Origin of the sequence: Nocardioides alpinus, assembly GCF_900112035.1 — a bacterium.
GTDB classification, from domain to species: domain Bacteria; phylum Actinomycetota; class Actinomycetes; order Propionibacteriales; family Nocardioidaceae; genus Nocardioides; species Nocardioides alpinus.
Genome location: NZ_FOKC01000001.1, coordinates 288,302 through 309,779 on the forward strand (window position 1 = coordinate 288,302; position 21,478 = coordinate 309,779).

The window sequence follows — 21,478 nt, forward strand, 5'->3', positions numbered from 1 at the left end:
TGTGGGTCATGAGCCCCAGCACCGGCAAGCCCGACCGCAACCTCGCCCTCGAGCTGGTGCGGGTCACCGAGGCAGCAGCCATGGCGGCGGGGCGCTGGGTGGGGCGCGGCGACAAGAACGACGCCGACGGCGTGGCGGTCGAGGCGATGCGCGAGATGATCTCGACGATCGGCATGCGCGGCACCGTGGTCATCGGCGAGGGCGAGAAGGACAACGCCCCGATGCTCTTCAACGGCGAGGAGGTCGGTGACGGCAGCGGGCCCGAGTGCGACGTCGCGGTCGACCCGATCGACGGCACCACGCTGACCGCCAAGGGCATGAACAACGCGATCGCGGTGCTGGCGGTCTCGCCGCGCGGCACGATGTACGACCCCAGCGCGGTCTTCTACATGGACAAGCTGGTCACCGGTCCCGAGGCCGCCGACGTGGTCGACATCCGGCTGCCGGTGAAGGAGAACATCGCCCGCGTCGCCAAGGCCAAGGGCCTCTCGATCCACGACGTGACCGTCGTGCTGCTCGACCGGCCCCGCCACGCCAAGCTGGTCGAGGACATCCGCGGGACCGGCGCGCGCATCAAGTACATCACCGACGGCGACGTGGCCGGCGCGATCATGACGGCCCGCCCGGACACGGGCGTCGACCTCATGCTCGGAGTCGGCGGCACGCCGGAGGGCATCATCGCCGCCTGCGCGATGAAGTGCATCGGCGGCAAGATCCAGGGGCGGCTCTGGCCCCAGGACGACGACGAGCGCCAGCGGGCGCTGGACGCGGGCCACAACCTGGACGCCGACTTCGTGCTGGGCACCGACGACCTGGTCACCGGCGACGACGCTTTCTTCGTGGCCACCGGCATCACCGACGGCGAGCTGATGCGCGGCGTGCGCTACCGCGGCGACGGCATCACCACGCACTCGCTCGTGATGCGCTCGCGCAGCGGCACGGTGCGCTCGATCACCGCGGAGCACCGGCTCTCGAAGCTACGCGCTCTGTCCCCGGTCGACTTCGACAACTGACGCCGGCACCGGCACCGGGACCGGCCGCAGCGCGGCCGAGACCGCGGCGATGACAGCGGGGTCGAACGCCATGCCCACGTGCGACGAGCGGACCTCGACCGCGCGGGCGACCGGGTCGACACAGGCACGCCAGTCGACGATCCCGTCACGGCGCGAGTAGATCGCGGTGAACTCGACGCCCTCGGGCAGCGCTGCCCGCGCCTGGTCGAAGCTCTCCTGCGCGCAGTGACCCGCCACGCAGTCCTCGGTCATCAGGTTGCGCATGCCGGCGCGGTTGAGCCGCACCAGCAGGTCGACGCTGCGGGCCAGCGACGCGTGGTGGGCGCCGGGCGCCAGCATCGGGCTGCCCATGGTCACGATGCCCGCGACCAGGTCGGGACGCCGGGCGGCGACGCCGCGCGCGAGCATCCCGCCGAGGCTGTGCCCCACGATCCGCACCTTCGACCCGCGGCGCTGGGTGATCTCCTCGAGCCGCTCCTCGAGCTGGGCGGCCGCGGCCAGGGTGCAGCCGACGTTGGCGCGGATGTCGGCGCGATAGGTGCGGAAGCCCTGGTGGCGCAGCGTCCGGCTCATCGGTCCGAGGGACGAGTCACCGGCGAGGAAGCCCGGCACGAGCAGCACCGGCTCGCTCACCCGCGCAGGTCGCGAGCCATAGGGCGTACGACGTCTCGCACCACGCGAACCGAAGGCCTGCACGGCGTAACGACCGGCCTCGGCGACGATCGATCCTTCGCGCAGCACGGCCGCCACCGAGGGCTGCGAAAAGCCCTCAGGCGTCAGGAAAGCCGCCACTGTGCGCTGGGTCACAATCATCGAACGTAGCCCAGAACCCCGTGGGAATGCGGGATGTCGCCCACTTTGCGTTCTTTTGGGGATGCCGGTCGTGTTCACTGGAGGCATGTCCCCCACCCGCCGAGCCCCCACCGAGGCGCCTGTCGTCTCCGACGAGCTCCTCGCGCCTGTGGGCAACGAGGTCGAGCTCTGCTACCAGACGTTCGGTGATCCCGACGGCGAGCCGCTGCTGCTGGTGATGGGTCTCGGCGGCCCGATGACGTGGTGGGACCCGGACCTGTGCCGGATGCTCGCCTCGGCGGGCTTCTACGTCATCCGCTACGACAACCGCGACGCCGGGCGCTCGAGCCGGATCCGCGCACGGGTGACCCGCAGCCAGCTGGTCCGCGCCTTCGGCGGGCGCAACGCCAAGGCGCCGTACTCGATGAGCGACCTGGCCGGCGACGGCGTCGCCCTCCTCGACCACCTCGGGCTGGAGTCGGCGCACGTGGCCGGTATCTCGATGGGCGGCATGATCGTGCAGACCATCGCGGTCGAGCACCCCCGTCGGGTGCGGTCGCTGACCAGCATCATGTCGACGACCGGCAAGCGCACCGTCGGCTGGCAGGACCCACGCCTCCTGCCGTCACTCATCGCCCCGCGCAAGCCCGGTCGCGAGTCCTACGTCCAGACGAGCGTGGCGTTCTGGGACGTCATCGGCTCCCCCGACTACCCGGCCGACGCAGAGCGGCTGGCCGAGCGGGCCGGCGAGACCTTCGACCGCGGCTACAGCGCCAGCGGGGTGATGCGGCAGATGATGGCCATCCTCAAGCAGCCCGACCGCACCCAGCGGCTGCGCAGCCTCCGGGTGCCGGCCCTGGTCGTGCACGGCACGGCCGACAAGATGGTCCACGTCAGCGGCGGCCGCTCGACCGCGGCCGCCATCCCCGGAGCCGAGCTGCTCCTGGTCGACGGGATGGGCCACGACCTCCCGCCCGCGCTGTTCGAGAGCTTCGTCGAGGCGATCGCTAGGACCGCGGACCGCGCGGGCTAGGCGGGCCGCGCGCCGTCCTGGGGCGCGGCCGTGAAGAGGGCGGGCTCGTTGAATCCCGCGTCCGCGAAGGCACGGCGTACGACGTCGCCCGCCGCGGCCACGTCGCGCTCGGGCACCAGCCCGATCACGCACCCGCCGAACCCGCCGCCGGTCATCCGCGCGCCCAGCGCACCGGCCTGGTGCAGGGCGTCGACCGCGGTGTCGACCTCGGGCACCGTGATCCGGAAGTCGTCGCGCATGGACGCGTGGGAGGCACTCAGGTGCGGACCGATCTCCGCGAGTGCGTCCGCGTCGAGGAGCCGCGCCATCTCCAGGACCCGGGCGTCCTCGGTGACGACGTGGCGGACATAGCGACGCAGCTCGTCGTCGTGGAGCCGGGCCAGCGCGTCGGCGAGGTCGTCCTCGGCGACGTCGCGCAGGGCAGGTACGCCGAGCTGCCGCGCGGCCTCCTCGCAGCCCCGGCGGCGGGCGCCGTACTCCCCGTCGGAGTGCTGGTGGGGCGCACGGGTGTCGACGACGAGCACCGCCAGCCCGGCGCCCGCGAGGTCGAGCGGCACCGACCGCGTCGCGTGGCTGCGCATGTCGCACAGCAGCACGTGACCGGCCCGGCCACGCAGGCTCACCAGCTGGTCCATCCCGCCGGTCGGCGCACCGACCGCGTCGTTCTCCACGTCGCGGGTCAGGGCGAAGACCGCGTCGTCGTCGAGACCGAGTCCGAGGTGGTCGTCGACGGCGCGGACCACCGAGCAGACCAGGGCAGCCGAGGACGACAGCCCCGCCCCGGTCGGCACGTCGGAGTCCACGACGATCTCGAGCGGCGGCACGTCCACGCCCCGATCGGTGAGGAGCCACAGGACACCGAGCACGTAGCGCGACCACCCGGCGACCTCGGGCGCGTCCGACAGACCGGAGCGGCGTACGACGACCGCATCGGGCTCCTGCAGCGAGCGCGCCGACCAGTCCTCGGCGCGCCCCGAGATCGTCGCCGTGCAGCCGACCTCCAGGGCGAAGGGCAGCACGAAGCCGTCGTTGTAGTCGGTGTGCTCACCGATGAGATTGATCCGGCCGGGGGCGAACCAGCGCGTCACGAAGGCCTCCTCGGCCGGTTGGATCAGAGGGGTGGGTGAGGTTTGCCAAACCCTAGCCTGAGCCGATAGACGTAGTGATCCACGTCATAAATAGGAGGGCGCATGGGGTTCTCATCCACCCGATCTCGCGGTCGTCCCGGGGTCCGACGCATCGTCGGCCCCATCGCCAGCCTGGTGCTCGCCAGCAGCTTGCTGGCGGCCTGCGGAGGGGACAGCGGCAAGCCGGAACTGGTCTGGTACATCAACCCGGACAGCGGCGGCCAGGACGCGGTCGCCGAGAAGTGCTCGACCGACGACTACACGATCACGACCCAGGTCCTGCCCCAGGACGCCGGCCAGCAGCGCATCCAGCTGGCCCGCCGCCTGGCGGCGAAGGACCCCTCGATCGACCTGATGTCGATCGACCCGCCCTTCACGGCCGAGTTCGCCGACGCCGGCTTCCTGGCCGAGGTCCCACAGGACGCGAAGAGCCAGCTCGAGGAGCAGGGGACCTTCAAGGGCGCGATGGATGCAGCCACGTGGAACGACAAGCTCGTGGTCTTCCCGTTCTGGTCCAACACGCAGGTCCTCTGGTACCGCAAGTCCTTCGTCGAGAAGGCCGGCCTCGACATGTCGCAGCCGGTGACCTGGGACCAGATCATCGACGCGGCCAACGACAACGACGGCAAGATCGGCGTGCAGGCCAACAAGTACGAGGGCTACGTCGTGTGGATCAACGCGCTCGTCGAGGGCGCGGGCGGGCGGATCCTGGAGAACCCCGAGGAGGGGGTGGACGCCAAGATCACCATCGGCGACGACGCCGGCCAGAAGGCCGCGGAGATCATCGAGAAGCTCGCCACCTCCGGGGCCGCACCCGCCGACCTCAGCGTGTCCAACGAGGGCACCGCCGGCTCGACGTTCGGCTCCGACCAGGGCTCGTTCCTCGTCAACTGGACCTACATCTTCAAGAACTACGACGAGACCGCTCCGGACGTCGCCAAGGACATCGGCTACACCCGCTACCCGCAGACGGTCGAGGGCGAGGAGTCCCGCCCGCCCTACGGCGGCATCGGGATCGGCGTCAGCGCCTACTCGGACGCCAAGGAGCAGTCCCTCGAGGCCGCCCAGTGCCTCGTGAGCCCGGAGAGCCAGGGCATCAACGCCGACCTCACGGGCAACATGCCGGCGAGCACCCAGGGCTACGAGTACGAAGCCCTCCAGGAGACCTTCCCGGCGGACCTGCTCGAGCTGTTCCAGACGAGCGTGGACGCGGCTGCGCCGCGCACCGTGACGCCGTACTGGAGTGACGTGTCGGGGTCCATCCAGAACATCTGGCACCCGCCGCGGTCCGTCGACGACGAGACGGCCCAGCGTTCCACCACGTTCATCGAGGACGTCCTGAAGGGGGGTGACCTGCTGTGAGCACCACCGTGGCACCCGAGACCGACAAGGCCGGCCAGGAGCACCGCAAGGGCGGCAAGCCGGTGGCCAGCGACCGCAGCTCGGCGGAGAACAGGCTCGGGCTCAAGCTCGTCGCCCCTGCCGTCGTGCTCATGCTCCTGGTCACGGCGTGGCCGATGATCCAGGCGCTCTACCTGTCGCTCTTCCGCTACCGGTTGACGGCGCCGGACGACCGGGCGTTCGTCGGGATCGACAACTACCTGACGATCCTCAGCGACGACCAGTTCTGGAAGAGCACCGGCACGACGCTCCTGATCATGGTCGTCACCGTGGCGGTCGAGCTGGTCATCGGCTTCGCGTTCGCGATGGTGATGCACCGCATCGTCTTCGCACGCGGCCTGATGCGCACCTCGATCCTGATTCCCTACGGCATCATCACCGTGGTCTCGGCGTTCGCCTGGCAGTTCGCGTTCTCGCTCAACAACGGGTTCGTGAACTCCTGGTTCAACTGGCTGCCGTGGATCGCCGACGACACCAACTGGTTCGGCGACTACCCGCACGCGATGTTCGCGATCATGGTCTCGGAGATCTGGAAGACCACGCCGTTCATGGCGCTGCTCCTGCTGGCCGGCCTCGCGCAGGTCAGTGAGGACATGCTCGAGGCGGCGAAGGTCGACGGTGCCACGTGGTGGCAGCGGCTGACCAAGGTGATCCTGCCCAACATGCGCGCGGCGATCATGGTCGCGGTGCTCTTCCGCGCCCTCGACGCCTACCGCATCTTCGACAACATCTTCGTGATGACCAAGGGGGCCGAGGGGACGCAGTCCATCTCGTTCCTGACCTATCGACAGGTGATCGAGCAGATGCAGCTCGGGCTGGGCTCGGCCATGTCGGTGCTGCTGTTCTTGTCAGTGCTGCTCCTGGCCTGGCTGATCGTGAAGCTGTTCCGGGTCGACCTGGCCCAGGCGAGGGGTGAAGGCTGATGGCTGGCAAGCAGACCGGCAAGACTGCCGTCGGCACGTGGATCGGGTTCGTCCTGATCATGCTGTGGTGCCTGTTCCCGGTGGCGTGGATCATCTCGCTGTCGTTCAAGTCCGAGGGCGAGACGGCTGCGGGGAGCCCGCAGTTCCTGCCCAAGGAGCCGACCATCGCCAACTACAAGGCGATCATCGACAACCCCGACTTCACCCGGGCGCTGCTCAACTCGTTCGGCATCTCGCTCATCGCGACGGTGCTGTCGGTGATCTTCGCGACGCTCGCGGCGTACGCCATCGCGCGGCTCGAGTTCAAGGGCAAGCGTCTGGTGCTGTCACTGGCACTGGCGATCGCCATGTTCCCGGTGGTCGCGCTCGTCGGGCCGCTCTTCGACATGTGGACCACGTTCGGGCTGTTCAACACCTGGCCCGGCCTGATCATCCCCTACATGTCGTTCACGCTGCCCCTGGCGATCTGGACCCTGTCGGCCTTCTTCCGCGAGATCCCGTGGGAGATGGAGCAGGCCGCCCAGGTCGACGGTGCCACGTCGTGGCAGGCGTTCCGCAAGGTGATCGTCCCGCTCGCTGCTCCCGGCGTCTTCACCGCGGCGATCCTGACGTTCTTCTTCGCGTGGAACGAGTTCGTGCTCGCGATCTCGTTGACCTCCACGACGTCCTCGCGGACGGTGCCGGCGCAGATGTCGTTCTTCGTCGGGCCCGACCCGTTCAACCCGCCGTACGCGCAGCTCGCGACGGCGTCGGTCATCGTCACGTTGCCGGTGATCGTCATCGTCCTGCTTTTCCAGCGCAAGATCGTTGCCGGCCTCACCTCCGGCGCAGTGAAGGGGTGATCAGCTCATGGCTGCCATCGAGATGAAGAACATCGTCAAGAAGTACGGCGACGGCTTCCCGGCCGTGAACGACGTGAGCATCGACGTGGAGGACGGGGAGTTCCTCATCCTCGTCGGGCCCTCCGGGTGCGGGAAGTCGACGCTCCTGCGGATGATCGTGGGGCTCGAGGACATCACCGACGGCGACATGATGATCGGAGGCAAGAAGGTCAACGACCTCGCGCCGCGTGACCGCAACCTGTCGATGGTGTTCCAGAACTACGCGCTCTACCCGCACCTCACCGTCTACGAGAACATCGCGTTCCCGCTGCGGCTGGCCAACAAGCCGGAGTCCGAGGTGGACGAGAAGGTGCGCGAGGCGTCGAAGACGCTGGAGCTCGACGAGCACCTCGAGCGCAAGCCCGGCAACCTGTCGGGCGGCCAGCGCCAGCGGGTCGCCATGGGTCGCGCGATCGTCCGCGACGCCGAGGCGTTCCTGTTCGACGAGCCGCTGTCCAACCTCGACGCCAAGCTCCGAGGACAGATGCGCACGGAGATCTCCCGGCTGCAGAAGCGGCTGGGCATCACCACGGTCTACGTCACGCACGACCAGACCGAGGCGATGACGCTGGGCGACCGGGTCGCGGTGCTCAAGCGTGGCGTCCTGCAGCAGCACGCCACGCCCCGCGAGCTCTACGAGAACCCGGCCAACCTCTTCGTGGCCGGCTTCATCGGCTCCCCGCCGATGAACTTCCTGCCGGCGAAGGTCACCGGCAACCAGGTCGAGCTGCCGTTCGGCACCCTGACGATCCCCGAGGACAAGGCCGCCAAGGCGCAGGACAAGGGCCTGCTCATCGCTGGCATCCGGCCTGACCACTTCGAGGACGCCAGCGTCATGGACGCCGACAAGGTCACCGACGAGGCCACCTTCAACGCGACGGTCGATGTCGTGGAGTGGCTGGGCAACGAGGCCTACGCCTACATCCCGTTCGAGGCCCCGCCCGAGGTGCGCGAGCAGCTCACGCAGCTCGAGAAGGACCTCGACGGTGAGTCGATGCGCACCCAGCTGGTGATCTCGCTCGACGGCGCCAGCCGGATCAGCGAGGGCGACGACGCCACCATCTGGGTCGACGCCCGCAAGATCCACCTCTTCGACCCGGCCACCGGCGAGAACCTCACCATGGACGCCGACAACGCCGGGATCGTCCCCGGCGTCGAGGCGCTCGCCAAGGCCGAGGAGGTCGGCAAGGAGCAGGACGCGGTCGACCCCAACGCCGCCACCACCTGAGCAGCACCCCTCACGTCCGACCCCGCTGGTCGGCGCGGAACCGAGGCCCCGGAAGCTCTGCTTCCGGGGCCTCGTCCCACGCGGGCGTCAACGCGAGCGGTCGTGGAGCCACGCGGTGCCGTACGGCGCCAGTCTCACGGCACCGTCGTGCAGCTCGGGGGCCGCGCCGGTGAGTGCGTCGTGCAGCCCGTCGGTGTGCAGCCCGAGCCAGTGCAGCACGTCGGCGGCCACCCACGCCTCCTGCGCGGTGGCGTTGGAGGCGGCGAGCAGAGGGCCGCGGGGATGGCGGCGTACGACGAGGAGGACGCCCGGGTCGCGCGGGTCCCAGATCTCCGTCGGGGAAGCGGCGTGGAGGTGGGGCAGCCCGGCGCGCACCTCGAGCAGGTGGCGCAGCCCGGCCCTGATGCCGTGGACGTCGTCGTGCGAGGCGGGGCCCCAGGGCATGGTCGGACGGTGAACCCAGCGGTTGTCGGCCGCGTGGGCCGGGTCGTCGGCCCACCCGGTGTCGTTGAGCAGCCCGAGCTCGTCGCCCATCCAGATCACCGGCAGGCCGCCGAAGCCGAGGATGACCGCGTGCGCCCACAGGATCCGCGCAGCGGCGTCCGGGTCGCCGGCCTCGAGACCGGCCAGAGACGCGAGCGTGCCGGAGATGCGTCGGTCCCCCGTCTCCTCGTTCTGCTGGAAGACGAGGCCGCGCGCCCAGGATCCGGGGTACGCCCCGCTGTACCAGTCCGACAGGAAGCGGCGGTGGGCGTAGGGATCGATCCCGACGGCGTGCGCGTCCTCGTCGGCGATGGCCCACCCGATGTCGTCGTGGCACCGGACGTACGTCGTCCACGCGGTGGTCGACGGCGGCTGCGGGAGCTGCTGGAGGGCGTGTGCAGCCAGGCGCGTGTCGCCGGAGGCGAGCATCGACCAGATCTGCACCATCAGGCCGTTGTGGTAGGCGAGGTCGCTCACCCGGCCCGCGTGCTGCCCGACGCCGAGGTAGGCCGGGAGGTCCGCCGGGCCCACGATGGCCTCGGCCTTGAAGAGCACCGCAGGTGCGGCGATCCGCGCGACCGTGCGCAGCACGCGGGTGAGGTCGTGGACCTCGGGCTGGTTCTGGCAGGCCGTCCCGAGCCGCTTCCAGATGAAGGCGATCGCGTCGAGCCGGAAGACCTCGACCCCGAGGTTGGCCAGCGAGAGGATGATGTCGGCGTAGGCGCAGAGCACCGCGGGGTTCGCCCAGTTGACGTCCCACTGGTAGTCGTTGAACGTCGTCCACACCCAGCCCGCGAGCTCGTCGTCCCAGGTGAAGTTGCCCGGCGCGAAGTCGGGGAAGACCTCCGGCAGGCTCGCCTCGTAGGCGTCCGGCATGCCGCGGTCGTCGAAGACGTGGAACCAGGCACGCTTGTCCCGGTCGCCCGCGCGGGCCGCGACCGCCCACTCGTGCTCGCGGGCGACGTGGTTGAGGACGAGGTCGAGGCACAGGCTGATGCCCTCGCCGCGCAGCGTCGTCGTGAGCGCGCGCAGGTCGTCGACGGTGCCGAGGTCGGGGCGCACCGACCGGTAGTCCATGACGGCGTAGCCACCGTCGTTCTCGCCCGGCCGCGGCGTCAGCAGCGGCATCAGGTGGAGGTAGCCGACACCGAGCTCACGCAGGTAGGCCGTGCGCGACCCGACGTCCGCGAGCGTGCCGGCGAAGCGGTCCGCATAGGCGGCGTAGCCCACCATCGACGGCCGCTGGAACCAGTCCGGCTCGCGCAGCCGCAGGGCGTCGAGCTCGTGCAGGTCCGCGGGCCGTGCGGAGTGGGCGGCCCGGGCGATCGCGACCAGCCGGTCGGTGACGTCGTCCACCGCGTCGGGTCCGTAGACCCGCTCGACTGTGGCGCGCAGGTCGGGTCCCCACGCGTCGAGCCTGTCCTCGAATCCAGCATCCCGGCGGGTCACGCGCACAGTATGGCGAAGTCGTGGGCCTAGGGTGATCGGTCGTGAGCTTCGATCCCACCATCCGGCCCCGGGACCACTTCACCGCGCAGCAGGGGTGGCTCAACGACCCCAACGGACTGATCCGCCACGAGGGAGAGCACCACCTCTTCTTCCAGCACCACCCGGCCGGACTGGTGCACGGCCCGATCTCGTGGGGACACGCGGTGAGTCCCGACCTCCTCACCTGGACCGAGCTGCCCATCGCCATCGCGGCGACGCCGATCGCGCACATCTGGTCGGGCAGCGTCGTCCACGACGCCGCCAACAGCTCGGGCCTCGCGCCCGAGGGCCAGGGGCCTCTGGTGGCGCTCTACACACGCTTCGAGCCGGCCACGGGGATCCAGTCCCAGTGCCTGGCGCACAGCGTCGACCGGGGCCTCACCTGGCAGCCCTACGCCGGCAACCCCGTCCTCGACATCGGCTCGACCGGCTTCCGCGACCCCAAGGTGTTCCGCCACGGCGACGGCTGGGCGATGGTGCTCGTGCTGGCCGAGGAGCGGATCGTCCAGCTCTACCGGTCCCCCGACCTGATCTCCTGGACCCACCACTCGAGCTTCGGACCCGAAGGCTTCGTCACCGGCGCCTGGGAGTGCCCCGACCTCGTGCGGGTGCCGGTCGAGGACAGCGCCGACACCGCCGACGTCCTGCTGGTCAGCGTCTGGGACGGCGGGCCGGCGGGCGGCTCCGGCATGCAGTACGTCGTCGGGCAGCTGGACGACGCAGGCTTCCGGTCGACGCAGGACGCCCAGTGGGTGGACCGCGGCGCCGACTTCTACGCCGCGATCTCCTACGCCGACGGCGCCGGCCCCGAGCCGGTCGTCCAGGCCTGGATGAGCAACTGGCAGTACGCCGACCAGGTCCCGGCCAGTGGGTTCCGGGGCTCGATGACGCTCGCGCGGCGGTTGTCCCTGCGCCGCCGCGACGGCGAGCTCGTACTGGTGCAGCGCCCCGTCGTACGGGCCGGCGAGCAGGTCCACGCGCTGGTCGACCACGATCTCACCGGCACGCTCGCCCTTCCCGTGGCGGCGCGCACGTGTCGCATCGTCGCCGACGTCGAGCCCGGCAGTGCGCCGGTGTTCGGGCTGCGCGTGCGCGTCGGCGACGGCGAGCGCACCACCCTCACGATCGACGTGGCGGCGCGCACGGTGTCACTCGACCGGACCGCGTCGGGCACGGTCGACGTACATCCCGCCTTCGCCGCCGTCCACACCGCGCCACTGCCGGGCGGCGAGGGACCCGTGCGGCTCGAGGTCGTGGTCGACGTCGCGTCCGTCGAGGTCTTCGTCGGGGACGGCGAGCTGGTGCTCACCGACCAGGTCTTCCCCGACCCCGGCAGCACGGGCATCGAGGTCTTCGCCGACGGCGGGACCGCACACGTGCACCGGCTCGACGTGACCGTGTGAGCAGACGAGCCCCCGGGAGCTGGCTCCCGGGGGCTCGTACGGTGCGCTGGTCGTGCCAGATCGGTCCGGGTCAGTCGGAGAGCCGCTCGCCCGTCTCGGTGTCGAACGCGTGGACGTGCTGCGGGTCGGTCGTGACGTAGAGCGTCTCGCCCTTCTGCGGGTGGTGCCGGCCGGCGATCCGGACGATCACGTTGGAGGGCACTCCCTCGACGTCGCAGGTGCCGTAGACGAAGCTGTCCGCGCCGAGCTCCTCGACGACCGTGACCTTGACGGGCAGTCCGCCCTCCTCGGCCGTGACCAGACGCCAGTTCTCGGGGCGCACCCCGACCGTGACCTTGCCGCTCATCTTGCGCTCCGCGGTCGGGTCGACCGGGACGGCGTAGCCACCGACCTTCACCGTGCCGTCCTCGGCCGCGACGCCCTCGAGGAGATTCATCTGCGGGGAGCCGATGAAGCCGGCGACGAACAGGTTGGCGGGCTTGTCGTAGAGCCGCAGCGGGGTGTCGACCTGCTGGAGCACGCCCAGCTTCATGACAGCCACCCGGTCGCCCATCGTCATCGCCTCGACCTGGTCGTGGGTGACGTAGACGGTGGTGACGCCGAGGTCCTGCTGGAGCCGGGCGATGTCGGTGCGGGTCGCCACCCGCATCTTGGCGTCGAGGTTGGACAGCGGCTCGTCCATGCAGAACACCTGCGGGTTGCGGACGATCGCGCGACCCATGGCGACGCGCTGGCGCTGACCACCGGAGAGGGCCTTCGGCTTGCGCTGGAGGAACTCGGTGAGCTGCAGGATCTCGGCCGCCTTGGCGACGCGCTCCTTGCGCTCGGCGGTCGGCACCTTGGCCATCTTGAGCGAGAACGCCATGTTCTCCTCGACGGACATGTGCGGGTAGAGCGCGTAGTTCTGGAAGACCATCGCGATGTCGCGGTCCTTCGGCGGGACCTTGGTGACGTCGCGGTCGCCGATCAGGATGCGCCCGTCGTTGACCTCCTCCAGCCCCGCGAGCATGCGGAGGGTGGTGGACTTGCCGCAGCCGGACGGGCCGACGAGGACCATGAACTCGCCGTCCTTGATCTCGAGGTCGATGCCCGGGACGGCTGGTTCGTCGGCCCCCGGATACCACCGCTGGGCCTTCTCGAAGCTCACTGTTGCCATGACTTTTCTCCTTCACCGGCAGGTACGTGCCGGACGATCCGTAGTGAAGTGACGCGGATCACAGTAGGCCCGAGCAGGGGCACCCGCAATGGGCGTCCACGTGCTCAACCGCCTCGGACGGACCCGCCGACGCGTACGGCCATTGGCAACAGGACCGTGCCGTCGGCGTCCTCGAGGTCCAGCAGGCGGCGTACGGCGAGGGCGCCCAGGTCGTGGAACGGGAGCTCGACCGACGTGAGCACCGGCCGCAACCAGGACGCCAGGGCGGAGCCGTCGAAGGAGACGACGCTGATGTCCTCGGGGATACGGAGCCCCGCCTCGGCGAGGGCCTGGTAGGCACCCATCGCGAGCCGGTCGTTCATGCAGATCAGCCCGCCCGCCCGGCCTCCCCCCGCCAGCCACCGGCTGGTCGCGGCGAACCCCTCGGTCACCGACCAGTCGCACGGCACCACCCCCGCGATGTCCAGGCCACGGGTGCCCAGCTCGGCCCGGATGCCCGCCATGCGTCGTGGCCCGGCGGTCGCGTGCGGAACGGGGTCCTCCCCCATCACCCACACGTCCTCGATGCCGGCGGCGAGCAGCGTGGCGGCGGCCGCCCGGCCCCCGGACTCGTCGTCGGGCACGACCGACGGCAGCCGTACGTCGGGGTCCTCGCAGTTGAGCAGGACCGCGCGCATCGCGCGCAACCCCTCGGGCAGCCGGATCGTCTGGGCGGTGCGGGTGGCATAGACCACTCCGTCGACGTCGCGCTCGCGCATCTCCTCGATGAGCAGCCGCTCCAGCTCGGGGTCGCCACCGCTCTCGCCCATCACCACGACGTGCTGCAGCTCGCGCGCCGCGACGCTCGCTCCCGTGAGCATGCTGCTGCCGTACTGCTGCCCGGCGATCTGGTCCGAGATCAGCCCGACCGTCGCCGTACGTCGCGTGCGCAGGCTGCGTGCGGTGCGGTTGGGGCGGTAGTCCAGCTTCGCCACGACGGCCCGGACCCGCTCCACGGTGGACGGTGCGATCCGCATCTCGTCGGCGCGGCCGTTGAGGATGTAGGACGCGGTGGTGCGCGAGACGCCCGCGCTGGACGCCACGTCCTGGAGGGTGGCTGATCGGCGACGGGTCATGACACCTCCAGATTCTCGGGCCCGCGGGTCGGGGCTCGCGCAGCGGGTCTCGTTTTGAACACGGGTCTTGACACCCATTCGTCGGACACATCATTCTGCTGACACGATTCAGCATGTGGTGTGTATCACATCGAGGAGTCGTGCGAACAGCACCGGAACCCGGCCCCCGGTGCGCCAACGAAGGGAAATCCCCCATGCTCCAGCGTCGAAACCGGCGGAAGATGGCTGCCACGGCAGTCGCAGCAGCCCTCGCCCTCACGGCCGCTGCGTGCGGCGGCGATGACAGCTCCGGAGAGGACGGCGGCGCCGTCACGATCTGGATGAGCCTCGACCAGTCCGTCGTCGACGGCATCCAGAAGCAGATGGACATTGCGGCCGAGGAGGCCGGCATCGAGGTCAACATCGAGCGGGTCGACGGCATCGACAAGCTCATCAAGACCAAGATCCAGGCAGGCGACGTCCCCGACATCGCCCTCCTGCCGCAGCCGGGCGTCGTCGCCTCGGTCGTGGAGCTCGGCGCGGCGTTCCCGCTCGACGACGTGCTCGACACCGGCGCGCTCGAGAGCTCGATGGTCGCCGGAGCGCTCGACGCGGGCATGGTCGACGACCAGCTCTACGGCCTGCTGACCTCGATGAACGTGAAGTCGCTGATCTTCTACCCCAAGAAGGCCTTCGAGGAGGCGGGCTACCCGCAGCCGGAGAGCCTCGACGAGCTGACCGAGCTCGCCGAGCAGATCAAGTCGGACGGCGGCACCCCCTGGTGCCTGACCATGGAGTCCGGTGACGCGACCGGCTGGGTCGCCACCGACTGGATGGAGGATCTCGTCATGCGCTACGGCGGGGTCGACGCCTACAACGACTGGGTCTCCCACGACCTGCCCTTCACCGACCCCGTGGTCAAGGAGGCGGCCGCCTACTTCGAGGGCGTCGCGCTGACCGAGGACAACGTCCTCGGCGGCCAGCAGGCCATCACCGCGACCCCCTTCACCGAGGCTGCCAAGCCGATGTTCGACGAGGGCAAGCCGGGTTGCTGGCTCCTGAAGCAGGGCTCCTTCTTCGTGGGACCCGACTTCCTCCCGGAGGACGTGTTCGCCAACCTCGACGAGGAGCTCGGCGTCATGGGCTTCCCGCCGGCCGAGGCCGGTGGCGAGAACCCGGTGCTGGGTGGCGGTGACCTCGCAGTCCTCATGAGCGACTCCGAGGACGCCAAGACCGCGATGAACCTGTTGGCCACGGCCGACATCGGCAAGGACGCCGCTCCGGTCTCCTCCTTCATCTCCCCGTTCAAGGACTTCGACGCCTCGCTCTACCCGAGCGAGACGACCCGGACGATCGCCAACGTGGCCTACGACTCGACCGCGTTCCTCTTCGACGGTTCGGACTCGATGCCCGCCGAGGTGGGTGCCGGCTCCTTCTGGAAGGAGATGACCGCCTGGCTCAACGGCGACACGGACATCGACACCGCCCTGCAGAACATCGACGACAGCTGGCCGGCCAGCTGACCTGGCCGTCGACCTGATCTGGCCCTCTGCCTGCGGGGCTCGCACCACGCGAGCCCCGCAGGTTCCCCGGCTCCCTGCAGGAAGGTTGTCCCCGCATGCTCGAGAAGACTCTGACCGCGTTCATCACGGTCCTGGCCGGTGTGAGCGCCGCCCTGGCCCTCTACTGGGTGCTCAACAAGATCTCCGAACTCCTCCCTGAGAAGTACGAAGAGCGGCTCAAGCCGTGGTTCTACATCCTGCCCGCCTACCTCGCGATCGCGATCTTCGTGATCTACCCGGCGGTGCAGACCTTCATCTACAGCTTCAAGACCAAGGTCGGCTTCCCCGCCGAGTCGTGGACGGGGTTCGACAACTACACGACCTTGCTGGCCAGCGACGCCTTCCGGCAGACGCTGCTCAACACGTTCCTGTGGATCCTCTTCGTCCCGGCAGCCGTGGTCATCCTGGGCCTGCTCGTGGCCCTGCTCGCCGATCGGCTCCCGACCAAGGGAGAGAACGCGGTCAAGACGCTCATCTTCATGCCGATGGCCATCTCGATGGTCGGCGCCGCCACCGTCTGGGGCCTGGTGTACGACTACCGCCCGCCGGGTCGCCCGCAGGTGGGGCTGCTCAACGGGATCGTCGCCGCCTTCGGTGGCGACCCGATCGCCTGGCTGCAGCAGAACGCGTTCCACTTCAACAGCTTCCTGCTGATGGTGATGCTGCTCTGGATGAACGTCGGCTTCGCCATGGTGCTGCTCTCAGCAGCCGTCAAGGGCGTGCCGAGCGAGACCCTCGAGGCGGCTCGCATCGACGGCGCCGACGAGCGCCAGGTCTACGTCCGCGTGGTGCTGCCGCAGATCAAGGGCACGATCGTGACGGTCTTCATCACCGTGCTGATCGGGGTCATGAAGGTGTTCGACATCGTCTTCGTGATGACCAACGGCAACTTCAACACCAACATCATCGGCAACGAGTTCTACCTGCAGTTCTTCAACAACAACAACCAGGGCGCAGCAGCCGCGATCGCCGTCATGCTGATGCTCGCCGTGATCCCGATCATGATCTACCAGGTCCGCAACTTCCGGGCCGAGGAGGCCGCACGATGACGACCAGTGTTGTGCCACCCGTGGCCGAAGCGGCACAGCCGCCCAAGGGCAAGCCGGGTCAGGAGGGTGGAGCGACCGGCGGCGCCGGTTGGTTCACCTACCTCGCCCTCGGGTTCATCGTCCTGTTGTGGGTGGTGCCCACGATCGGCATCGTGCTCACCTCGTTCCGCACCCGCGACGACGCAGCAGCAAGCGGGTGGTGGGAGCTGTTCCTCAAGCCGTCAGGCTTCGCCGACATGACCTTCGAGAACTACCAGAAGGCCATCCAGGGCACCAACCTCGGCGAGGGCTTCATCAACAGCCTCGCCATCGCCCTGCCCGCGACGTTCATCCCGATCCTGGTCGCTGCCTTCGCGGCCTACGCGTTCGCGTTCATGAAGTTCCCCGGACGTGACGTGCTCTTCGTGGTCGTCGTCGGGATGCTGGTCGTGCCGAGCTTCGTCTCGTTCGTGCCGATGCTCCGGATCTACCGCGACCTCGGCATCGGCGGCACCTTCCCGGCTGTGTGGCTGTTCCACCTCGGGTTCGGCATGTCGTTGGCGATCTTCATGATCCGCAACTACATGGCGACACTGCCCATGACCATCATCGAGTCCGCCAAGATCGACGGCGCCAGCCACTTCCAGACGTTCTTCCGCCTGGTGCTCCCGATGTCGGTGCCGGTGCTGGCGTCCTTCGCGATCTTCCAGTTCCTCTGGGTCTGGAACGACCTGCTCGTGGCCCTGGTGTTCCTCGGCCCCGGTGAGAACGCCCCGATGACGGTGTCGATCTCGCAGCTGCTCGGCCAGCAGGGCCAGAACCAGGAGCTGGTCACCGCATCGGGCATGTTCTCGATGCTCCTTCCGATCATCGTGTTCCTGTCCCTGCAACGGTTCTTCGTCCGCGGCCTGACCGCCGGAGCCGTGAAGGGCTGACCCGCCTCCGTACGTCGTCCGGCGCAGGCCGCCGGGCGACGTACGGTCACGTGACGACCCCGAAAGGGAACGATGATCTTCCCTCCCCGCGGCCTCGACGGCTGCCCCCGACTGACGCTCGAGCTCGACGCGGACGGCGACCTGCTGCCCCGGATCCTGTGGGCCGGCGTGAGCACGGACGGCACGGCCGGCCCGTCCGGCTACCCCTCGACCTTCCGGGGGCCGGGGATGCCGCTCCTCGGTGAGCACGCCCACGAGCTCTTCACCCGTCCCCACCTGGTCGGGCACCGCACCGACGCACCCGGGTCCGACGCCGCCTGGTCGACCCGCTTCACCCTTGACGGCGTCGAGGAGTCCGACTCCCTCCTCGTCGTCCGAGCCGCCGACCCGGCCGCCGGCCTGGCCCTCACCACCGAGATCGAGGCCCTGCCGGGTGGGCTGCTGCGCGGACGCCACACGCTGCGCAGCACCGGCCCCGGGCGCTACCACCTGGCCGCGCTGGACGTCGTCCTGCCGGCAGCCGACGACCTCGCCGAGCTGCTCGACTTCACCGGTCGACACGAGGGCGAGCGCACGCCGCAGCGCCACCTCGTCACCGACGGGCTGTGGCTCCGGGAGGGCCGCGAGGGCCGCCCCGGCCTCAGCGGCGCGACGACGGCGATCCTCGGCACGACCGGCTTCGGCACCCGTACCGGCACGGTGCTCGGCGTGCACGTCGCGTGGAGCGGCAACAGCAGCCTGCGCGTGGAGCGCTCCCCCGACCTCGGCACCACCCTCGGCGGCGGTGAGCTGTTCCAACCCGGCGAGATCGTCCTCGCGGAGGGAGAGGAGTACGCCACCCCGTGGGTCGTCTTCGGCGCCTCGGAGGAGGGCCTCGACGGACTGGCGCAGGCCTTCCACACCTACGAGCGGTCCCTGCCCGCGCACCCCGCCCACCAGCCGGTGGTGCTCAACGTGTGGGAGGCGGTCTGGTTCGACCACGACCTCCCGCGCCTGCGTGAGATCGCGGACCGGGCGGCGCGGGTGGGCATCGAGCGGTTCGTGCTGGACGACGGCTGGTTCCACGGCCGGCGCGACGACACCGCGGGCCTCGGCGACTGGTGGATCGACCCGGACGTGTGGCCCGAGGGACTGACCCCGCTCGCCGAGCACGTACGCGCGCTGGGGATGCAGTTCGGGCTGTGGTTCGAGCCGGAGATGGTCAACCCCGACTCCGATCTCCACCGCGCCCACCCCGACTGGATCCTGGCCACCGGCGACCGGGTCCCGCAGCTGCACCGGCACCAGCTCGTCCTCGACCTGTCGCGCCCGGAGGTGTGGCAGCACGTGCACGACCACGTGCACGAGGTCCTGCTCGCGACCCCGGTCGACTACGTCAAGTGGGACCACAACCGCGAGCTGCTGGAGGCCGGCTCGGGGGCGCGCGGCGGGGCGTCCGTCGTACGCGACCAGACCCTCGCCTTCTACCGGATGCTCGACTCGCTCCGCGCGCTGCACCCCGCCATCGACTGGGAGTCGTGCGCCTCCGGGGGCGGGCGGATCGACCTGGGCGTGCTGGAGCGGACCCAGCGGGTGTGGACCTCGGACATGACCGACGCCCTGGCGCGCCAGCACATCCAGCGGTGGACGGCCCAGCTGGTGGCGCCCGAGTACCTCGGCGCCCACGTGAGCTCCCCGGTCGCGCACGCCACCGGCCGGACGCTCCCCCTGGACTTCCGTGCCGCCACCGCGTTGTTCGGCGCCTTCGGCGTGGAGTGGGACCTGAGCACCGCCAGCGACGACGAGCTCTCCGCGCTCGCCGCCTGGGTCGACCTCCACAAGCGCTTCCGGCCGCTGCTGCACTCCGGTCGGGTGGTGCGCCCGGAGTCGGCCGACGCCGAGGTGCTCCTGCACGGCGTCGTCGCCGACGACGGTTCCGAGGCGCTGCTGGCCCACGTCCAGCTCGACGAGTCCGCCAGCAACCGGGGGGTCACGGTCCGGGTGCCCGGCCTGCTCCCCGACGCGGCGTACGAGCTCCGCTGGGCGGGTCCGGTCGACCACCGGGCGGTGAGCCGGTCCGTCGAGCTGCCCGACAACGGCCCCACGGGCGGTGTCCGGGTGACCGGTGCGGCACTGGCCGCGCGCGGCTGCTGGATCCCGCGCCGGCGGCCGGAGACGATCACGTTGGTGCACGTGACACGTGCCGGAGAGGAGCAACCACGATGACCAGCCGGACGGACGAGGACTGGTGGCGCACCGCGGTCGTCTACCAGGTCTACCCGCGCAGCTTCGCCGACTCCGACGGCGACGGCATCGGTGACCTGCGCGGACTGATCGGGCGGCTCGACCACCTCGAGCAGCTCGGCGTGGACGTGGTGTGGCTGTCCCCCATCTATCCCTCCCCGCAGGACGACGCGGGCTACGACATCAGCGACTACCAGGACGTCGACCCGACGTTCGGCACCCTGGCCGACCTCGACGAGCTCCTCGCGGCGCTGCACCGCCGCGGCATGCGACTGATGATGGACCTCGTCGTCAACCACACCAGCGACGAGCACCCCTGGTTCGTGGAGTCGCGGTCGTCGCCGGACAGCCCCAAGCGCGACTGGTACTGGTGGCGCCCGCCCCGCAAGGGGACCGTCGGCGGCACGCCCGGGGCCGAGCCGACCAACTGGGAGAGCTTCTTCTCCGGGCCTGCCTGGACCCGCGACGAGGAGAGCGGCGACTACTACCTGCACCTGTTCTCCCGCAAGCAGCCGGACCTCAACTGGGAGAACCCCGAGGTCCGCGACGCGGTCTACTCGATGATGCGCTGGTGGCTCGACCGCGGGGTGGACGGCTTCCGGATGGACGTCATCAACCTGATCTCCAAGGACGTCGACCTGCCCGACGGGATCGTGCGCGCCGGCGTCCTGGGGGACGGCACGCCCCACGTCATGAACGGCCCGCGGATCCACGAGTTCCTCGCCGAGATGCACCGCGAGGTGCTGCACGGTCGGGACCGCAAGATCCTGACCGTCGGCGAGATGCCGGGCGTGACCATCGAGGAGGCGCAGCTCTTCACCGACCCCGACCGCCGCGAGGTGGACATGGTGTTCACCTTCGAGCACATGGGTGTCGACCACGCCCACACCAAGTGGGACCTGCTGCCGTTCGACCTGGTCGCGCTCAGGACCGTGCTCGGCCGGTGGCAGGAAGGCCTCGCCGAGGTCGGGTGGAACTCGCTCTACTGGAACAACCACGACCAGCCCCGTGTCGTGTCGCGCTTCGGCGACGCCGGCCGATGGCGCGAACGCTCGGCCACCCTGCTGGGCACGGTCCTGCACCTGCACCGCGGCACGCCGTACGTCTACCAGGGCGAGGAGCTCGGGATGACGAACTACCCCTTCGTCGGCATCGAGGACTTCCGCGACATCGAGTCGCTCAACCACCACCGCGCGGCGGTGGAGCTGGGTGCCGACCCGGAGCAGGTGCTTGCGGCACTGCGGTCCCGCAGCCGTGACAACGCGCGTACTCCGATGCAGTGGGACGCCTCGCCGCACGCCGGCTTCACGACGGGCACGCCGTGGCTGCCGGTGAACCCCGACCACACGGAGGTCAATGCCGAGGCGGCGACGGCCGACCACGGCTCGGTGTTCCACCACTACCGGCGCCTCATCGAGCTCAGGCACACCGATCCGGTGGTGGCGCACGGAGACTTCACCATGCTGCTGGCCGACGACGGGACGGTCTACGCCTTCACCCGGTCCCTCGACGACGTCGAGCTGCTGGTGGCGGCGAACTTCTCCGGCGAGCGGGTGCGGGCCGACCTCGACCTCACCGGCTGGGCCGACGCCGAGCTCGTGCTGGGCAACGTGGAGCCCGGCGCGGGCGCTGGTCCGGGCATGCCGTGGGAGGGCAACCTCGAGCCGTGGGAGGCACTGGTCCTGCGCCGTCGGCGCTGACGGCGGCC

17 protein-coding genes are annotated in these 21,478 nt (G+C 70.0%); 12 read left to right on the forward strand and 5 right to left on the reverse strand.

Annotation, left to right across the window (positions count from 1 at the left end):
* Positions 1–8: 8 nt before the first annotated feature.
* Positions 9–1,013, forward strand: a complete 1,005-nt coding sequence (glpX, locus tag BM127_RS01455) for a class II fructose-bisphosphatase (RefSeq protein WP_091193354.1) — start codon at positions 9–11, stop codon at positions 1,011–1,013.
* Here glpX and BM127_RS01460 read toward each other — a convergent pair.
* Positions 978–1,820: an alpha/beta fold hydrolase gene (locus BM127_RS01460; RefSeq protein WP_157829645.1), complete on the reverse strand. Its 843-nt coding sequence runs from the start codon at positions 1,818–1,820 to the stop codon at positions 978–980. The two genes, glpX and BM127_RS01460, sit on opposite strands and share 36 nt — an antisense overlap.
* A gap of 91 nt (positions 1,821–1,911) precedes the next feature.
* On the opposite strand from BM127_RS01460, the gene BM127_RS01465 reads away from it, so the two are divergent.
* Positions 1,912–2,838 (forward strand): alpha/beta fold hydrolase, encoded by a 927-nt coding sequence (locus tag BM127_RS01465; protein WP_091193359.1) that lies wholly within the window; start codon positions 1,912–1,914, stop codon positions 2,836–2,838.
* Here the strand turns inward: BM127_RS01465 and galK are convergent.
* Positions 2,835–3,926: a galactokinase gene (galK, locus tag BM127_RS01470; protein WP_231263131.1), complete on the reverse strand. Its 1,092-nt coding sequence runs from the start codon at positions 3,924–3,926 to the stop codon at positions 2,835–2,837. The genes BM127_RS01465 and galK overlap by 4 nt on opposite strands.
* A gap of 102 nt (positions 3,927–4,028) precedes the next feature.
* Here galK and BM127_RS01475 point away from each other — a divergent pair, with 102 nt between their 5' ends.
* Genes BM127_RS01475 through BM127_RS01490 form a run of 4 tightly spaced genes read left to right on the forward strand, consistent with a single transcriptional unit; the run spans position 4,029 to position 8,398 of the window.
* Positions 4,029–5,327 carry a sugar ABC transporter substrate-binding protein gene (locus tag BM127_RS01475; RefSeq protein WP_091193364.1) on the forward strand — a complete coding sequence of 433 codons (1,299 nt, stop codon included), beginning with the start codon at positions 4,029–4,031 and terminating at the stop codon, positions 5,325–5,327.
* Positions 5,324–6,289, forward strand: a complete 966-nt coding sequence (locus tag BM127_RS01480) for a carbohydrate ABC transporter permease (RefSeq protein WP_091193367.1) — start codon at positions 5,324–5,326, stop codon at positions 6,287–6,289. The genes BM127_RS01475 and BM127_RS01480 overlap by 4 nt, the downstream gene beginning before the upstream one ends.
* On the forward strand, positions 6,289–7,131 hold the full coding sequence (locus BM127_RS01485; protein ID WP_091193370.1) for a carbohydrate ABC transporter permease: 843 nt from the start codon (positions 6,289–6,291) through the stop codon (positions 7,129–7,131). Before BM127_RS01480 ends, BM127_RS01485 begins: the two co-directional genes overlap by 1 nt.
* Positions 7,132–7,138: 7 nt before the next feature.
* A complete protein-coding gene (locus tag BM127_RS01490) occupies positions 7,139–8,398 on the forward strand; it encodes an ABC transporter ATP-binding protein (RefSeq protein WP_091193373.1) in 1,260 nt (419 codons plus the stop codon).
* Positions 8,399–8,485: 87 nt separating this feature from the next.
* Here BM127_RS01490 and BM127_RS01495 read toward each other — a convergent pair whose 3' ends face one another.
* Positions 8,486–10,114: an alpha-amylase family protein gene (locus tag BM127_RS01495; RefSeq protein WP_308249284.1), complete on the reverse strand. Its 1,629-nt coding sequence runs from the start codon at positions 10,112–10,114 to the stop codon at positions 8,486–8,488.
* A 257-nt stretch (positions 10,115–10,371) separates the two neighbouring features.
* Between BM127_RS01495 and BM127_RS01500 the strand changes: the two genes are divergently transcribed.
* The gene (locus tag BM127_RS01500) at positions 10,372–11,772 is read left to right on the forward strand and encodes a glycoside hydrolase family 32 protein (RefSeq protein ID WP_091193379.1); all 1,401 of its coding nucleotides are present in this window, start codon (positions 10,372–10,374) and stop codon (positions 11,770–11,772) included.
* A gap of 70 nt (positions 11,773–11,842) precedes the next feature.
* Here BM127_RS01500 and BM127_RS01505 read toward each other — a convergent pair whose 3' ends face one another.
* Together BM127_RS01505 and BM127_RS01510 are read right to left on the reverse strand one after the other, a co-directional pair.
* Entirely contained in the window at positions 11,843–12,928 is a 1,086-nt protein-coding gene (locus BM127_RS01505; protein WP_091193382.1) for an ABC transporter ATP-binding protein, read from the reverse strand.
* Positions 12,929–13,032: 104 nt separating this feature from the next.
* Positions 13,033–14,043 (reverse strand): LacI family DNA-binding transcriptional regulator, encoded by a 1,011-nt coding sequence (locus BM127_RS01510; protein ID WP_175507299.1) that lies wholly within the window; start codon positions 14,041–14,043, stop codon positions 13,033–13,035.
* A 221-nt stretch (positions 14,044–14,264) separates the two neighbouring features.
* Here BM127_RS01510 and BM127_RS01515 point away from each other — a divergent pair, with 221 nt between their 5' ends.
* The 5 genes from BM127_RS01515 to BM127_RS01535 all read left to right on the forward strand — a co-directional run bounded on the left by BM127_RS01515 (position 14,265) and on the right by BM127_RS01535 (position 21,470).
* Entirely contained in the window at positions 14,265–15,545 is a 1,281-nt protein-coding gene (locus tag BM127_RS01515) for an ABC transporter substrate-binding protein (protein ID WP_157829646.1), read from the forward strand.
* A gap of 95 nt (positions 15,546–15,640) precedes the next feature.
* Complete coding sequence (locus BM127_RS01520) at positions 15,641–16,633, forward strand: carbohydrate ABC transporter permease (protein WP_091193391.1); 993 nt, start codon at positions 15,641–15,643, stop codon at positions 16,631–16,633.
* Positions 16,630–17,547, forward strand: a complete 918-nt coding sequence (locus BM127_RS01525; protein ID WP_091193393.1) for a carbohydrate ABC transporter permease — start codon at positions 16,630–16,632, stop codon at positions 17,545–17,547. The genes BM127_RS01520 and BM127_RS01525 overlap by 4 nt, the downstream gene beginning before the upstream one ends.
* 72 nt (positions 17,548–17,619) lie before the next feature.
* Positions 17,620–19,752, forward strand: coding sequence for an alpha-galactosidase (locus BM127_RS01530; protein ID WP_091193396.1), 2,133 nt, complete (start codon positions 17,620–17,622; stop codon positions 19,750–19,752).
* The gene (locus BM127_RS01535; RefSeq protein WP_091193399.1) at positions 19,749–21,470 is read left to right on the forward strand and encodes a glycoside hydrolase family 13 protein; all 1,722 of its coding nucleotides are present in this window, start codon (positions 19,749–19,751) and stop codon (positions 21,468–21,470) included. The genes BM127_RS01530 and BM127_RS01535 overlap by 4 nt, the downstream gene beginning before the upstream one ends.
* Positions 21,471–21,478: the final 8 nt, after the last annotated feature.

Coding starts and splice junctions, on each gene's coding strand:
- glpX (WP_091193354.1), top strand. CDS start 9: ATGAGCCCCAGCACCGGCAAGCCCGACCGCAACCTCGCCCTCGAGCTG.
- BM127_RS01465 (WP_091193359.1), top strand. CDS start 1,912: ATGTCCCCCACCCGCCGAGCCCCCACCGAGGCGCCTGTCGTCTCCGAC.
- BM127_RS01475 (WP_091193364.1), top strand. CDS start 4,029: ATGGGGTTCTCATCCACCCGATCTCGCGGTCGTCCCGGGGTCCGACGC.
- BM127_RS01485 (WP_091193370.1), top strand. CDS start 6,289: ATGGCTGGCAAGCAGACCGGCAAGACTGCCGTCGGCACGTGGATCGGG.
- BM127_RS01490 (WP_091193373.1), top strand. CDS start 7,139: ATGGCTGCCATCGAGATGAAGAACATCGTCAAGAAGTACGGCGACGGC.
- BM127_RS01495 (WP_308249284.1), bottom strand. CDS start 10,114: ATGGTGGGCTACGCCGCCTATGCGGACCGCTTCGCCGGCACGCTCGCG.
- BM127_RS01505 (WP_091193382.1), bottom strand. CDS start 12,928: ATGGCAACAGTGAGCTTCGAGAAGGCCCAGCGGTGGTATCCGGGGGCC.
- BM127_RS01510 (WP_175507299.1), bottom strand. CDS start 14,043: ATGACCCGTCGCCGATCAGCCACCCTCCAGGACGTGGCGTCCAGCGCG.
- BM127_RS01515 (WP_157829646.1), top strand. CDS start 14,265: ATGGCTGCCACGGCAGTCGCAGCAGCCCTCGCCCTCACGGCCGCTGCG.
- BM127_RS01520 (WP_091193391.1), top strand. CDS start 15,641: ATGCTCGAGAAGACTCTGACCGCGTTCATCACGGTCCTGGCCGGTGTG.
- BM127_RS01525 (WP_091193393.1), top strand. CDS start 16,630: ATGACGACCAGTGTTGTGCCACCCGTGGCCGAAGCGGCACAGCCGCCC.
- BM127_RS01530 (WP_091193396.1), top strand. CDS start 17,620: ATGATCTTCCCTCCCCGCGGCCTCGACGGCTGCCCCCGACTGACGCTC.
- BM127_RS01535 (WP_091193399.1), top strand. CDS start 19,749: ATGACCAGCCGGACGGACGAGGACTGGTGGCGCACCGCGGTCGTCTAC.